The sequence below is a fragment of the Stappia indica genome, assembly GCF_001696535.1.
Lineage (GTDB): Bacteria > Pseudomonadota > Alphaproteobacteria > Rhizobiales > Stappiaceae > Stappia > Stappia indica.
Genome location: NZ_MBQE01000003.1, coordinates 570,992 through 585,986 on the forward strand (window position 1 = coordinate 570,992; position 14,995 = coordinate 585,986).

The window sequence follows — 14,995 nt, forward strand, 5'->3', positions numbered from 1 at the left end:
CGGGGTTATTTTTTGCCTGAAGAGGCGGCGCCTCACACCGCCACGGAGTGGCGGGCGAGGCCGCGCTGCAGATAGATGTCGAAGGCCGCCGCGGCGATACGCGCATAGGGCGCGCCGCGCGGGGTGATCTCGATCCGGCTGCCTTCAACGATCACGAGCCCGTCGGCGATCATCTCCGCAAGGTCCGCGATACTGGCGGAGAAATGCGCCAGCGGCAGAGCGTGCGCGGCGGCGATTTCGCCGATATCCGCGGCATGCTCGGTCATGATCTGCTCGATGATCTCGGCACGGGCCCGGTCGTCGGCGTCCAGCGCAATGCCGCGGGCGACAGGCAGCAAGCCGTCGGCGATGGCCCGGCTCCAGCCCCCGGTATCGGGCATGTTCTGCACATAGCCCTGCGGCAGCTTGCCGATGGAGGACGCTCCGAACCCGATCAGCGTGTCGGCCGTGTCGGTCGTGTAGCCCTGGAAGTTGCGGCGTAGCCGCCCGGCATCGAGCGCGATTGCCATGTCGTCGTCAGGCTTGGCGAAATGATCGAGGCCGATGGCCCGGTAGCCGGCATCCAGCAGCTTCTCGCGGGCGTGGTCCGCCATCGCGATGCGCTCGCCCGCATCGGGCAGTCGGCTTTCGTCGATCAGACGCTGGTGCTTCTTCATCCAGGGCACATGGGCATAGCCGAACAGGGCGATGCGGCCGGGCGCGAGCGTCTGCGTCAGGCGGATCGTTTCGGTAATCGTCTCCAGCGTCTGGAACGGCAGGCCGTACATCAGGTCGAAGTTGAGCGCATCGATTCCCACGGCGCGCAGCCGCTCCACCGCCAGCGCCACCTGTTCGTGGGGTTGCACCCGGCCGATGGCCTTCTGCACGACCGGATCGAAGTCCTGCACGCCGAGGCTCGCCCGGGTGATCCCGGCCTCGCGCAACATCTCGGCAAGCTCCGGCGTCACCGTGCGCGGATCCAGCTCGATGGCGTGTTCATGCGCCTGCGAGAAGTCGAAATGCCGGTGCAGCCGCTCGACGATGGACAGGAACTGCGGCCGCGGCAGCAGGCTGGGCGTGCCGCCGCCCCAGTGTACATGGACGGTCTGCATGCGCCCCGGCAGCCGCGCAGCGACGAGGTCGATCTCCGCCAGCAGCGCATCCGTGTAGTCGAGCAGCGGCTCGTCGCGGCGTGCCGCCTTGGTGTGGCAGCCGCAATAATTGCAGATCACCCGGCAGTAGGGGACGTGCAGATAGAGGGACAGCGGCGTGTCGGCGGGGAGACCCGCCAGCCAGTCGCCATAGGTCGACCCGGTGACGCCGGCATGGAAATGCGGCGCGGTCGGGTAGCTGGTGTAGCGCGGCACGGAGCGTGTCGCATAGCGTTGGTCGAGATCGGTCATGGGGCGACAATGCCTGCTTCGCCGATTGCGAACCTTGATCCTGCTCAACCTTGGAAAAATCCGGCGCTGCATGGCAGCTGCGCGCAAAATGCATGGCGGGCGGGCGCTTTTCTTGGTCTATTGCCTTGGCAACCCACCTCTTTCCGGCCCCTCGGGGTCTCGGCGGATTCCATGCTCTTACTCAGGCAAGCCTTACTGACGCTGGCGATCGGCGCCCTGGGCGGCGGCGCGTTCCAGCTCGTCGGCTTGCCCGCGGCCTGGTTGGCCGGAGCGATGGTTGCGACCGCCGTCGCGGTGCTGTCCGGCGTGCGTTGCGCCATTCCCGACCGCCTGCGCGACATGCTGTTCGTCGTGCTCGGCCTGACGATGGGCGCCGGCGTTACGCCGGAGACTGTGGAGCGGATCGGCGAATGGCCGGTGACGATGCTGCTCGTCCTCGTCTCGGTCGCCGCCGTGCTCGGCGCCACCTTCCTGTTTCAGCGAAAGGTCGCCGGCTGGGATCGCGACACCGCCTATTTCGCGGCGATCCCCGGCGCCTTGTCCTATGTGATGATCCTGTCGCTGTCCTATCCGCGCGCCGACACGATGCGGGTGGCCGTGGCCCAGACGCTGCGGGTGTTCATCCTGGTCTCGTTGCTGCCGCCGATCATCGCCGGCAGCGAGCCGGAGGTCGTCGCAGCGGTTCCGGCCGTACCGGTCGAGCTCCTGCCGCTGGCCCTCGTTGCGGCGGCAGCGCTGGTCTCCGGTTACCTGTTCCAGCGCGCCGGGGTGCCTGCCGGGTGGCTTACCGGCCCCTTCTTCGTCAGCGCCGCACTCAATGCCAGCGGCATCGTCGCGATGCACTTGCCGGAATGGCTGACGATTCCCGCGCTCATCGGGCTCGGCTGCATCATCGGCTGTCGGTTCACCAACATTTCGCTCCGTGACATGCTGCGGCTGCTTCTCGTCAGTCTCGGCGCGTTCGCGGTCGGAATGAGCATCGCCGTCGCGATCTCGCTGTTCGCGTCGCACCTCCTCGGACTGCCGCTCGGACAGCTGCTGCTGGCCTACGCGCCGGGCGGGCTGGAGGCGATGACGTTGCTCGCCTACCTGCTCGACCTCGATCCGGCCTTCGTGGCGGCGCACCAGCTCGCCCGCTATTTCGGGATGGTGCTGCTTCTGCCCTTCGCCACCCGCCGCATTCTGGGGCCGCCGGAACGGGTCGTCTGAGCGTCTCAGCCGCGCTGCGACCATTCCTCCGCCAGCAGCGCATAGACGAATTCGTCGCCCCAGCGCCCGTCGTGGCGGTCGTTCTGGCGGAAGTGCGCCTCGCGCCTCAGCCCGAGCCGCTCGGCGACCTTCACCGAGCCGTGGTTGTCCGCGTCGATGCGCGCGAAGATCCGGTGGAAGCCGATCTCTTCGAAGCCGGCCCGCAACATCTCGGCCGCGGCCTCCGTCGCATAGCCGCCGCCCGCATGCGCCGGGTCGAAGATATAGCCGAGCTCGCCCTGCAACGCGGCGGTGCTGGCGGCCTTCAGCAGAACCTCGCCCAGCACGACGCCATCCTCCGACCGCTCGACCGCCAACGTCGTCGTTGCCCCGTCCTGCGACAGGTCCGGCTGGCACGCGCGGTCGAACTGCTGCCGCAGCGCCTGCGCTTCCGGCGGGAAGCTGTAGAGGAAGCGGTAGACGTCGCGGCGCCCGTGATAGGCCGCATAGGTGCCGAAGTCGCGCTCTTCAAGCGGTCGGAGGATCAGGCGGGCGGTGCGCAGGGGGAGTGCGGGCAGGGCAAGGGGCATTGCAATCTCTGATAAGGGGGCAGGCGGTAACGGCGTACCGGAGGAAGTTGGAGTGCGCGAGGTGGGGCGGCCGCGGACGAACTTCAAGGGTGCAGCGCGGGATCGCGCCGTCTTTCGGCGCGAAAAAGGGCGCTTGGCCGCTGAAAATCCAAAAACAAATCGTCGCAGCCGTGCTTTTGCGGATGTTCCGGCGAGCGGTTTACCGCAAGCTGTCTTGACCTGGATCAAGGCAGCAATCGGCCGATCGGCCATACCTGCGCCTTGACCCTGCGGGGTTTGGATCACCAAGAGACTCGGGGCGCCCACCAATGGCTCAAGCTCAAGCCAAGTACATCACGATGGAGGAAGGCTTCTTCGCCGCATTCCTCGTCGTGATCGCCTTTGCCTGCCTGATCATCGCCGGAAAGACGTACGATCAGGTCATGGCCTTTCACACCGCTATCGGCTCGCTCGCTGCGGCTGCCGGCGCCTTCATCATCTTCCGGAACTATTTCGAGGACCGGGTCCCGGCGCCGCAGGAGATCGGCGGCAAGCCGAACTACAACCTCGGCCCGATCAAGTTCGGCGCCTGGGCGGCCGTGTTCTGGGGCGTCGCCGGCTTTACAGTCGGCCTGATCATCGCCCTCCAGCTCGCCTATCCGGCGCTGAACTTCGACCTGCCCTGGACGAATTTCGGCCGGCTGCGCCCGCTGCACACCTCGGCCGTGATCTTCGCCTTCGGCGGCAACGTGCTGATCGCCACGTCCTTCTACGTGGTCCAGCGCACCAGCCGCGCCCGCATGCCGGGCACGATCGCGCCCTGGTTCGTCGTTCTGGGCTACAACCTCTTCATCGTCATCGCCGGCACGGGCTACCTGCTGGGCGCGACGCAGTCGAAGGAATATGCGGAGCCGGAGTGGTACGCCGACCTGTGGCTGACCATCGTCTGGGTGGCGTATCTCCTGGTCTTCCTCGGCACGCTGTGGAAGCGCAAGGAGCCGCACATCTACGTGGCGAACTGGTTCTACCTCGCCTTCATCATCACCATCGCGATGCTGCACATCATCAACAACCTGACGGTGCCGGTGTCGGTGTTCGGGACCAAGTCCTACATCGTCTGGGCGGGCGTGCAGGATGCGATGGTGCAGTGGTGGTACGGCCATAACGCGGTCGGCTTCTTCCTGACCGCCGGCTTCCTGGCCATCATGTACTACTTCGTGCCCAAGCGCGCCGAGCGGCCGGTCTATTCCTACCGCCTGTCGATCGTGCACTTCTGGGCGCTGATCTTCCTGTACATCTGGGCGGGCCCGCACCACCTCCACTACACGGCGCTGCCGCAGTGGGCCTCGACGCTGGGTGCCACCTTCTCGATCATCCTGTGGATGCCCTCGTGGGGCGGCATGATCAACGGCCTGATGACCCTCTCGGGTGCCTGGGACAAGCTGCGGACCGATCCGGTGCTGCGCATGATGGTCGTCTCCATCGCCTTCTACGGCATGTCGACCTTCGAAGGCCCGTTGATGAGCCTGCGCTCCGTCAACTCGCTGTCGCACTACACGGACTGGACCATCGGCCACGTCCACTCGGGTGCGCTCGGCTGGGTCGGCTACATCTCCTTCGGCGCCCTCTACTGCCTGATCCCCTGGCTGTGGAACAAGAAGCAGGTCTATTCGCTGAAGCTGGTGAACTGGCACTTCTGGATCTCGACCATCGGCATCGTGCTGTACATCTGCGCGATGTGGGTCTCGGGCATCATGCAGGGCCTGATGTGGCGCGCCTACGATGCCATGGGCTTCCTCGAGTACTCGTTCATCGAGACCGTCGATGCCATGCATCCCTTCTATGTCATCCGTGCCCTGGGCGGCGCCCTGTTCGTCGCAGGCTCGCTGATCATGGCCTACAACCTTTGGATGACCGTGCGGCATGGCGAGGCTGAAGAAGCCGAAGCCCTTCCCGCCGGCGCCATGGCTCCGGCCGAGTAAGGGGAGAGCAAGATGTCCCTTTGGAACAAACACGAAATCTTCGAGAAGCACTCCCTGATTCTCGTCATCGGCATCCTGATCGTGGTCTCCATCGGCGGCCTGGTCGAGATCGCCCCGCTCTTCTACCTGAAGAGCACCATCGAGAAGGTGGAGGGCATGCGTCCCTACACCCCGCTCGAGCTGGCGGGCCGCAACATCTACATCCGCGAGGGCTGCTATCTCTGCCACTCGCAGATGGTGCGTCCGATGCGTGACGAACTGGAGCGCTACGGCCACTTCAGCCTTGCGGCCGAGAGCATGTACGACCACCCCTTCCAGTGGGGTTCCAAGCGTACCGGTCCGGACCTTGCCCGCGTCGGCGGAAAGTATTCCGACGAGTGGCATCGCGACCACCTGGCCGATCCGCGCTCGGTGGTGCCGGAATCGATCATGCCCGGCTACCCGTTCCTGCTCGAGGCGAAGGTCGAAACCCGCGGTATCGGCGATCACCTGAAGGCGAACCGTGCCGTCGGCGTTCCCTATGACGACGCCCAGGTCTCGGAGGCTGCCAGCGACATGATCGCCCAGGCTTCGCCCGACAGCGCCGCCGTGGATGCCTTCCTGGAGCGCTATCCGAACGCCATCGTCCGCGATTTCGACGGCGATCCGAGCAAGGTGACGGAGATGGATGCGCTGGTCGCCTATCTCCAGATGCTCGGCACGCTGGTCGACTTCTCGATCTACGACAACAAGGCCAACCTGCGCTGAGGAGGCGGTGATGAACGAGAGTTACGAGGCCGCCGCCAGCTTCGCCCAGACATGGGGACTGGTCTACTTCGTGGTGCTTTTCGCAGGCGTGGTCGCCTATGCGCTCTGGCCCAGAAACGCCAAGCGCTTCGACGACGCGGCACAGATCCCCTTGCGGGAGGATTGAGACATGGCTGACGGGTACAAGAAGGAGGTCGACCACATCTCCGGCGTCGAGACGACCGGACACGAGTGGGACGGCCTGAAGGAACTGAACAATCCGCTGCCGAAGTGGTGGCTCTACATCTTCTACGCCACGATCGTGTGGGCGATCGGCTACTGGGTGGTCTATCCGTCCTGGCCGCTGGTCTCCAGCTACACGGCCGGCGTTCTCGGCGACAGCCAGCGCGCCAATGCGCTGGCCGCCTTCGAGGCCGGCATGGCGGAGCGGGCGCAGATCGGCGAGAAGCTGGTCAACGCCTCGCTGGAGGAGATCGAGTCCACCCAGTCGCTGCTGGAGTTCGCCATGGCCAACGGCCGGGCGGCCTTCGGTGACAACTGCGCCGCCTGCCACGGTACCGGCGCGCTGGGTGCGACCGGCTATCCGAACCTGCAGGACGACAACTGGATCTGGGGCGGTTCGCTGGAGGAAATCCACCAGACGCTGCAATACGGCATCCGCTCGGGCCACGACGAGGCGCGCGTGGGCGAGATGCCGGCCTTCGGCACCAGCGGCATGCTCGACAAGACGCAGATCACCCAGGTGGCGAACTTCGTCGGCAGCCGTGCGGGCCTCGAGCCGGAAGCGGGCGTCGACCTTGCCGCCGGCGAGCAGGTCTATGTCGAGAACTGCGCCGCGTGCCACGGCGACGACTTGAAGGGGATGAAGGAGGTCGGGGCTCCCAACCTGACCGCCAACAACTACCTCTATGGCAAGTCGATCGACGCGATCCGGGCGCAGGTGACCAATGCCCGCAACGGCGTCATGCCGGCCTGGGCCCCGCGCCTCGACCCGGCGACGGTCAAGTCTCTGGCGGTCTACGTCCACGCCCTTGGCGGCGGCGAATGATCGGCTGAGCGACCTTCGGACACATGAAAGGCGCCCTTCGGGGCGCCTTTTTTGTTCTGCCGATGACGCTGCGTTGCCGCAACGTCGCCTGACCCATCCTCCAGCTTGTCCCCGGCGGAGCGGCGAATATGGCTCTTTTCTTCAGATTCCCGAAAGAATCTCGCGTCCAGGGTGTAGCCGTGATTTTTCAAGCTCGCCGGTCGCGCCATTGCCATTGCGATCGGCGGCAGGACACGCATTTGTGGAGTAGATCGTGAAAGCACTGTCCAAGCCCCTCGTCGCCGCCCTGATTGCGGGCGTCAGCACGCTGCCGGCCTTCGCCGCCGAGCAGGTCGCCGACCGGATCTGGTCCGGCGGCCCGGTCCTGACCATGAACGACGGCGCTCCCCGGGCGGAAGCGGTCGCCGAGAAGGACGGGCGGATCATCGCTGTCGGCTCGGCCGACGAGGTGATGAAGCACAAGGGCGAGGGGACGGAGCTGCTCGACCTCAAGGGCAGGGCAATGCTGCCCGGCTTCGTCGATGCCCACGGCCATGCCTTCATGATCGGCGTGCAGGCGGTGTCGGCCAATACCCAGCCCGCCCCCGACGGCAAGGTCAACGACATCCCCGCGCTGCAGGAAACCCTGCGCGAGTGGAAGACGACCTATCCGGAGCGCATCGAGCGGCTCGGCACGGTGCTCGGCTTCGGCTACGACGATGCGCAGCTCAAGGAGCAGCGTCATCCCACGCGCGAAGATCTCGACGCTGTTGCGAGCGACGTGCCCATCGTCATCATCCACCAGTCGGGCCATATTGGCGTCTTCAACTCCAAGGCGCTCGAGGCCGCCGGTATTTCGGCCGAGACCAAGAAACCGGACGGCGGAGTGATCCGGCGTGAGGACGGCAGCAACGAGCCGAACGGCGTGCTCGAGGAGGCAGCCTTCTTTCCCGCGCTGATGAAGCTCGTCTCCGGCCTCGATGCGGAAGGCGGTCAGGAGCTCTTCGTCGCCGGCACCGAGCTGCTGGCGAGCTACGGCTACACGACCGGCCAGGAAGGCCGCTCCACGCCCAATGTCGTGAAGCTGATGCAGGCGGCCTCCGACGCGGGGCGGATCAAGATCGACGTGGTCACCTATCCGGATGTTCTCGTCGACCGCGACTTCATCTCCGCCAACATGTCGCCGACCTACACCAACGGCTTCCGCGTCGGCGGCGCCAAGCTGACCATCGACGGCTCGCCCCAGGGCTTCACGGCCCTGCGCGACCGTCCCTACTACAATCCGCCTTCGCATTTCCGCGCCGACTATGCCGGCTATGCGGCGGCCAGCAGCGACCAGGTGTTCGACGCCATCGACTGGGCCTTCGCGAATGACGTCCAGATCATCACGCATTCCAACGGCGAGGGCGCCTCGGACATGCTGATCGCGGCAATCAAGTCGGCGACCGAGAAGCACGGCAACGACGATCGCCGTCCGGTGCTCATCCACGGCCAGTTCCTGCGCAAGGATCAGGTCGGGGCGCTCGACGAACTCGACGTGTTCCCCTCGCTGTTTCCCATGCACACCTTCTACTGGGGCGACTGGCACCGCGACCGCACCGTCGGTCCGGTCAATGCCGACAACATCTCGCCGACCGGCTGGGTCCGCGAGCGCGGCATGATGTTCTCCACCCATCACGACGCGCCGGTGGCATTCCCCGACAGCATGCGCATCCTGGATGCCACGGTCACCCGTCGCACGCGCTCGGGCGACATTCTCGGCCCCGATCAGCGGGTCGACGTGATGACCGCGCTGAAGGCGATGACCATCTGGCCGGCCTATCAGCACTTCGAAGAGGGGCAGAAGGGTTCGATCGAGGTCGGCAAGCTTGCTGACCTGATTATCCTGAGCGACGACCCGACGGCCATCGATCCGGAAACGCTGGACGGCCTCAAGGTGCAGGAGACCATCAAGCGCGGCCAGACCATCTACACCCGCGAGGAGGGCGAGAAGCAGGGCAACCTGCAAATGCGCCCCGGGCCGGACGGCAGCGACGCGCTCGGCAACTTCCTGCGTCATGCCTCGGCGAGCGTCGAGGCCGCCGGTGGCCATGCGCATGGGCCGGACATCCTGTACCAGGCCTTTGCCGACGGCTTCGGCGGCGAGGCGCCTGTCGCCGCCCGCTGACGCTTCTCGTATCGAACTGAAAAAAGCGCCCGGGACCCGCAAGGTCCCGGGCGTTTTGCGTTGCGAGAGCTATCCGCTCGATCCTGCGTCCTTGCGCAGTCCGCTCGGCGGCGCGCCGGTCACCTTCCTGAAGGCGCGCGCGAAGGCGCCCTGATCGGTGTAGCCGAGCCGCCAGGCGATTTCCCCGACCGGCAGCTTCGTGCGCTGCAACGCCCACAGCGCATAGTCCAGCCGCGCATCGTCGGTCATTGACCGAAAGCTTGGCCCGTCCGCATCCAGCAGGCGGCGCAGGCTGCGCCCCGACAGGCCGAGATCGGCGGCGATGTCGCCTTGCGAGAACGGCCCCTGTCCGACGCGCCGGCGGATCGCTTCGCCGATGCGCTGCCGGGCATCGCCGTCAAAGTGGTTGCGCTGCAGGTGGTCCGGCGGGTGGCCGGGCGCGGGAAAGGCGTCGGCGGCAATGGCAAGGTCGAGCAGGCGGGCCGGGAAGGCCAGCATGTTGAGCCGCTGGCCGTAGAGCGGTGCGCAGCCAGCCTGCCGGGCCAGCGCCGCACGGCATCCGTCCTGCTCGTGTTCCAGCGCCAGTTCCGCCATCGGCACGGTGCCGGCGAACCTTTCGATCACCGCATGCAGGAAGCCGAGGGTGAACTCGGCATCGCGCGAGCGCGGCCAGATGCGCGGATCGTGGATGCGATAGGCGAGGGTGCAGGTGTCTCCCTCGACCTGCCGGTCGAAGGTCGTGCCCTCCTGCAACGCCTGCAGGTCGGCCATCAGCCGGGACAGAAGGCCGCCGAGCCGCGTCTCGCCGAGGCCGGAGGGAAACAGCGTCGCCAGCGCAGGCTCGGCGATCCGGCGGCCGCAGGACCACAGGCAGGCCTGGGTGTCGGCCTGGCGTCCGGCGTTCTCCAGCAGGGTCGTGAAGCGGTCGAGGGGGATCGCGTTGGTGGGGGCGAGCGTGACGCTGAGCCCGGTCTCGGCGAAGGCGCGGGGCGCGTCCAGCCCGGCGCCGGCGAGCACGTCACTGATCAGCGGCAGCGCTGCGGCGGAGATCGTCGCCCGGCAAGCGGGCGCGGCGGGAGGCAGGGAACGTTGCGAGGCATGCATGGCCGGCTCCGGATCCGTCGCCCGATGGTGGGCGGCGGATCCGGGACTGTCAATCACGGCGCGCGGCCGGTGCGCGTCACTCCGGCAGACGGATGGTCAGCGCCGGGTTGTACGGGAAGAAGTTAAAGGGTCGCAGCGTGAAGCCCTTCCACATGGTCGACATCACCGGCCAGTCCTCTGTATGCGGCACATGGTGGAAGCCCATCGTGTACCAGGTGACGATGTCGGTGTTGCCGATGGGCCGGTCCTGCTGCGTCCAGGCCGCCAGCGTGTCCGAGCCGTCGCTCTGGAAGGCGAAGCGTCCGCCCGCATAGCGCTCGCTCGCGCTGTAGGGCGTGTTCCACAGCGTGTATTCGACATAGGCGTTGCGCTTCATCGGCATGTCGCCCGAATAGTCGAACGGCGAGTAGGCGACGCTGTTGCCCGGCACGATCATGTAGCCCGGATGGTGGCCGAGCGGTCCTTCCGCGCCCATGTTCATGACGTGATACATGGCCGGCGTGTCCGGGTTGACCTTGTAGCGCCCGCCGAGCTCGCTCATCGCCATCTTCGTCTCGGTCACCCAGAACGACCGGCGCGGCGCTCCGTCCTCCGCCTTGCCCGGCACCAGCCCCGTGCGCATGAAGCTGTTGGCTTGGCCGTCGATGTCGAAGTCGAGGCGGAAGTTGAAGTAGTGATCATGGTTGGGCGCGATCAGGTTCGGCGCAATCAGGGTGCCATGGCGGGTTTCCTCCGCCGCGCCTTCGTCTCGCATCGACTTGATGACCGCTCCCTTGACCGCATCGAGACCGGTCGAGCCCACCATCACGTCGAGCCGGCCGTCCTGATGGAAGACGTAGTCGACGAGATAGTCGTAATTGCCGACCTCGGACGCCGAGCGGACCACCAGCTGGGTCGCGGGACGCCCTTCCGCCGGCACCTGCTCGGTCTCGCTCTGCGCGAAGATCTCGAAGTGCCGCCAGGCCGGGTCGCCGATATTGCGCTCGAAGATGCAGATCGCATCGGGAATGGAGAGCGGCGTGCCCTGGTCGGTATGCACCACCGCTGGCAGGAAGGTGGCATGGGCCGGGCAGTCGACACCGGCCCTCAGCGGGGTCAGGAAGATGCCGAAGCCGTACTCGCCGCTGTCCATGTAGGTGCGCCAGTACCAGCCCTCGTCCGGGTCCATGTAGGGCACGAACACTTCGGACAGATGCGCCTGATAGAGCACGGAGCGCCAGCGCTCGCCGTCACGGGCCTCGATGTTCGACAGCACGACGCCGGGGCGCTTGTCGACACGGGCGCGGAACCGCCAGATATCCCAGGAGATCATGCCGTTCTCGATGGTGACGTTGGAGCCGCCCGGCTGCGACAGGGTGACCGGATTGCCGCGCGGGCGCAGGGCGCCGGTGCGCGCCTCCACTTCCGCTTCCGTGTAGCCCCAGCCGTCCTCCGGCACGGGCCGCGCGCCGGTGTCGAACACCTCGACCACCGATCCGGCGTTGAGATCGACCACCGCATAGAGGCCTTCGACAGGCTTGGCGTAGAAGTTGGAGCCCTCTGGCAGCACGTAGCACGGCACCTTCATCAGCCGCCGCCCTTCCTCTTCCGGCAGGCCGAAGCGCCCGGCGGTCAGCGGCAGGCAGAACAGCTGCTCGGGCGTAAGCCCGCGCTTGGCGAGCCCCTCGATGAACTGCGGGTTGGAGGTTGCAAGCTCCATCGCGGTCATGAACTCGGCAACGAGGATCATCGTCTCCCCGGGCGCCGGGTCGACGGAGACGACGCGGTCGCCGGCAAGGTCCACCTCGGCGACGAAGGCGCCGTCGCTCGTCTTGAAATGCACCTCGACGGCGCGCGGCTCCGGATCGCCCTCGTTCCAGCCGAGCACCACGGACTTTTCCGGCTCCTTCAGCGAGATATAGGGATAGAGCGTGCCTTCGCCCGTTCGTCCGGCGGCGGTCAGCAGCGCCACGGCCTCGGTGATTTCCGCCTCGGTCAAGGCGTCGAGCGGATGGCCCGCGGCGGGCAGGGCGGTGGACGCGAGCAGTCCCGCAGCCATCCAGGCGGCTGCGAAGCGATGAATATGCGGCATGGGATATGCCCCTCCTGAAAATCTTCCCGTCTGGAAGGGCGATGCCGGATCTCGCGCCCGGTCGTGACCGCCCTCCTGTCACGATAGGCCGCCGCGGAAGGATGGGTTGTGCAATTGTGGCCAGAAGCGCAGGATCATCGCGGATCTGTGGCGCAGCGTGCCGTGTCGGCTTGATGCCGATCAAGGCGGGCAGGGGCCCGAAATGCTAGTCACGCGGAAAGACGGGGCGGCGGGCCGAAAGCTGGCGGCGGATTGTCGCGGGGTTGACGTGTCGCAATCCGGCCGCTCGCGCCAGGCGCTAGTGTCGCCTCAATCGGGCGAGACCGCCACTTCCGAGGGCATCCCGGAACGGGACAGCGGAGCCCAGTGACATGGACGGAACAATGCGCGCAGAAACGGATCCCTCCGGCGCCGGCGGCCAGCCGGACGAATGGTTTGCCTCGGCCAAGAAAATCTATCCGATGGCGGTGCACGGCACCTTCCGGAAGATCAAGTGGGCGGTGCTCTTCGCCACGCTCGGCATCTACTACTTCCTGCCCTTCGTGCGCTGGGACCGCGGTCCCGACGCGCCGGATCAGGCCGTCCTCATCGACCTTGCCGGCCGCCGCGCCTATTTCTTCTTCATCGAGATCTGGCCCCAGGAGGTCTACTACCTCACCGGCCTGCTGATTCTCGCGGCGATGGCGCTGTTCCTGATGAATGCCGTCGCCGGCCGCATCTGGTGCGGCTATCTCTGCCCGCAGACCGTGTGGACCGACCTGTTCCTGTGGGTCGAGCGCCAGATCGAGGGCGACCGCCGGGAGCGCATGCTGCTCGATGCGGAGCGCTGGAGCGTTGCCAAGGTCCTGCAGAAGCTGTCCAAGCACACTTTGTGGCTGATGATCGCCTGGTGGACGGGCGGTGCCTGGGTGCTCTACTTCGCCGACGCGCCGACGCTGGTGAAGTCGCTGGCGACCGGCGAGGCGCCGTTCTCCGCTTATCTTTGGATCGGCATCCTCACCTTCACCACCTATGCGCTTGCCGGCCACATGCGCGAGCAGGTCTGCATCTTCCTGTGTCCCTGGCCGCGCATCCAGGCAGCGCTCACCGACGAGGACGCGCTCAACGTCACCTATCGCTACGACCGCGGCGAGCCGCGCGGCTCGCTCAAGCAGAACCGCAAGCGCGTTGACGAGGGGCTTCCCGCCGGCGACTGCATCGACTGCCACCAGTGCGTCCATGCCTGTCCGACCGGCGTCGACATCCGCAACGGCACGCAGCTCGGCTGCATCCAGTGCGGGCTGTGCATCGACGCCTGCGACACGGTGATGGACAAGATCGGCAAGCCGCACGGCCTGATCGCCTATGACACGGACGAGAACATCAAGCGCCGGATGGAAGGGCGCGAGACCGTCGTGCGGATGGTGCGTCCGCGGACCATCATCTATGCGGCGATCATCGTGCTGGTCGGTGCGATCATGGCCTATGCGCTGGTCACGCGTCAGCACGAGGGCATGAGCGTCCTGCACGACCGCAACCCGATCTATGTCGAGCTGTCCGACGGCGGCGTGCGCAACGGCTACACCATCCGCATGCTCAACAAGCGGCTGAGCGCGCGCGAGTTCGCCCTGTCGGTCGAAGGCATGCCCGACGGCACCCGCATCGAGGCGGTCGGCATCAACGAGCACGCCGACGGTGCGCCGCTGATCACCGTCGGGGTCGACACCACGCGCGAGCTGCGCGTGCTGGTCTTCTCGCCGGCGGGCGCTTCGCTCGACAAGTCGACGCCGATCACCTTCCGCCTGCGCGATACGGCAAGCGGCGACACGGCGACGGCAAGCGACTTCTTCAAGGCGCCCTAGGTCGTGGACTCATAATTGTGCCGGAAACGGCGTCCGTTCGGGCAATGATATGCCAGGAGGAGCGCGATGGCCGGGGCAGCCCCCCGGCCGAGCGATCCGACGCCGCAGATCGAAGCTCGAACGGCGCCCTTCGGGTATGCCGGAACCCGCCGGCAACAGCGTCGCAAGACCTTGAAAACCTAATGGTTTCCTGCGGCCTTGCTCCTTGTATCCGATCGGGTTCGGGCATACCGTTTCTCGACAGAATTATGAGTCTACGACCTAAGCCGCGGGCGGCACGTACTAATCCCGACCGGAGGTCTGCGGCTGTCGCAGGCCTCCGCCATCCGCTAGAATCGCCCCGATGAATATCGTATCGACCAGAGGCTCGACATGACCGCTTCCCACGCCGCAACGACCCGCCCCGCCGAGCGCCCGACGACCGAGCGCAAGGTGACGGGCTGGACCGTGCTGATCTGGCTCGGCAGCTTCTTCTTCGTGATGCTGGTCGCCAACATCTTCTTCGTCTACTTCGCCCTGTCCTCCTTCCCGGGCGTCGTGACCGACCGCGCCTATGAGGCCGGGCAGGCCTATAACGGCGAGATCGCCGCCTCCCGGGCGCAAGGCGAGCTGAACTGGAGCGTGAACGGCGACGTCACGCGCAACAGCGACGGTATCGCCCGCATCGAGGTGTCGGCGCTGGATGCCGCCGGAAACCCGCTGACCGGCCTCTCGGTCGAGGCGACGCTGCAGCGCCCGGCAAGCCCGGAGCCGGCCCGCAAGCTGGTGCTGAGCGAAGGCGAGCTCGGCCGCTATTCGGCGCAGGCCGAGGATGTCGCGGCGGGCCGCTGGATCCTGCAGCTCGATGCCAGTTCCGGCACTGAAGGCGAGACCTTCCGCTCGCAGAACCGCATCTTCTTTTCCGAATAGGCGGCCGG

At 66.5% G+C, this 14,995-nt stretch carries 12 protein-coding genes; 8 read left to right on the top strand and 4 right to left on the bottom strand.

Annotation, left to right across the window (positions count from 1 at the left end; genetic code table 11):
* Window positions 1–32 precede the first annotated feature (32 nt).
* The gene (gene hemN / locus BBX35_RS13910) at window positions 33–1,382 is read right to left on the bottom strand and encodes an oxygen-independent coproporphyrinogen III oxidase (protein ID WP_067221140.1); all 1,350 of its coding nucleotides are present in this window, start codon (window positions 1,380–1,382) and stop codon (window positions 33–35) included.
* Between hemN and BBX35_RS13915 the strand changes: the two genes are divergently transcribed.
* Entirely contained in the window at window positions 1,365–2,591 is a 1,227-nt protein-coding gene (locus BBX35_RS13915) for an AbrB family transcriptional regulator (protein ID WP_208979839.1), read from the top strand. The two genes, hemN and BBX35_RS13915, sit on opposite strands and share 18 nt — an antisense overlap.
* Window positions 2,592–2,596: 5 nt before the next feature.
* Here BBX35_RS13915 and BBX35_RS13920 read toward each other — a convergent pair whose 3' ends face one another.
* Window positions 2,597–3,160 carry a GNAT family N-acetyltransferase gene (locus BBX35_RS13920; protein WP_067221145.1) on the bottom strand — a complete coding sequence of 188 codons (564 nt, stop codon included), beginning with the start codon at window positions 3,158–3,160 and terminating at the stop codon, window positions 2,597–2,599.
* Window positions 3,161–3,468: 308 nt separating this feature from the next.
* On the opposite strand from BBX35_RS13920, the gene ccoN reads away from it, so the two are divergent.
* The 5 genes from ccoN to BBX35_RS13945 all read left to right on the top strand — a co-directional run bounded on the left by ccoN (window position 3,469) and on the right by BBX35_RS13945 (window position 9,062).
* Window positions 3,469–5,121, top strand: a complete 1,653-nt coding sequence (gene ccoN, locus BBX35_RS13925) for a cytochrome-c oxidase, cbb3-type subunit I (RefSeq protein ID WP_067221147.1) — start codon at window positions 3,469–3,471, stop codon at window positions 5,119–5,121.
* A gap of 12 nt (window positions 5,122–5,133) precedes the next feature.
* A complete protein-coding gene (gene ccoO / locus BBX35_RS13930) occupies window positions 5,134–5,868 on the top strand; it encodes a cytochrome-c oxidase, cbb3-type subunit II (RefSeq protein WP_067221149.1) in 735 nt (244 codons plus the stop codon).
* 10 nt (window positions 5,869–5,878) lie between these two features.
* Window positions 5,879–6,034, top strand: a complete 156-nt coding sequence (locus tag BBX35_RS13935; protein ID WP_067221152.1) for a cbb3-type cytochrome c oxidase subunit 3 — start codon at window positions 5,879–5,881, stop codon at window positions 6,032–6,034.
* A gap of 3 nt (window positions 6,035–6,037) precedes the next feature.
* Window positions 6,038–6,916, top strand: coding sequence for a cytochrome-c oxidase, cbb3-type subunit III (ccoP, locus tag BBX35_RS13940; RefSeq protein WP_067221155.1), 879 nt, complete (start codon window positions 6,038–6,040; stop codon window positions 6,914–6,916).
* Between the two features lie 253 nt (window positions 6,917–7,169).
* Window positions 7,170–9,062, top strand: coding sequence for an amidohydrolase (locus BBX35_RS13945; RefSeq protein WP_083206292.1), 1,893 nt, complete (start codon window positions 7,170–7,172; stop codon window positions 9,060–9,062).
* Window positions 9,063–9,131: 69 nt separating this feature from the next.
* Here the strand turns inward: BBX35_RS13945 and qhpR are convergent, their stop codons facing one another.
* Together qhpR and BBX35_RS13955 are read right to left on the bottom strand one after the other, a co-directional pair.
* Complete coding sequence (qhpR, locus tag BBX35_RS13950) at window positions 9,132–10,166, bottom strand: AraC-like transcriptional regulator QhpR (protein ID WP_067221158.1); 1,035 nt, start codon at window positions 10,164–10,166, stop codon at window positions 9,132–9,134.
* A gap of 76 nt (window positions 10,167–10,242) precedes the next feature.
* A complete protein-coding gene (locus BBX35_RS13955; protein WP_067221161.1) occupies window positions 10,243–12,237 on the bottom strand; it encodes a copper amine oxidase in 1,995 nt (664 codons plus the stop codon).
* Window positions 12,238–12,620: 383 nt separating this feature from the next.
* On the opposite strand from BBX35_RS13955, the gene ccoG reads away from it, so the two are divergent.
* Together ccoG and BBX35_RS13970 are read left to right on the top strand one after the other, a co-directional pair.
* Window positions 12,621–14,078, top strand: a complete 1,458-nt coding sequence (ccoG, locus tag BBX35_RS13965; RefSeq protein WP_208979840.1) for a cytochrome c oxidase accessory protein CcoG — start codon at window positions 12,621–12,623, stop codon at window positions 14,076–14,078.
* A 372-nt stretch (window positions 14,079–14,450) separates the two neighbouring features.
* Window positions 14,451–14,987: a FixH family protein gene (locus BBX35_RS13970; protein WP_067221165.1), complete on the top strand. Its 537-nt coding sequence runs from the start codon at window positions 14,451–14,453 to the stop codon at window positions 14,985–14,987.
* Window positions 14,988–14,995: the final 8 nt, after the last annotated feature.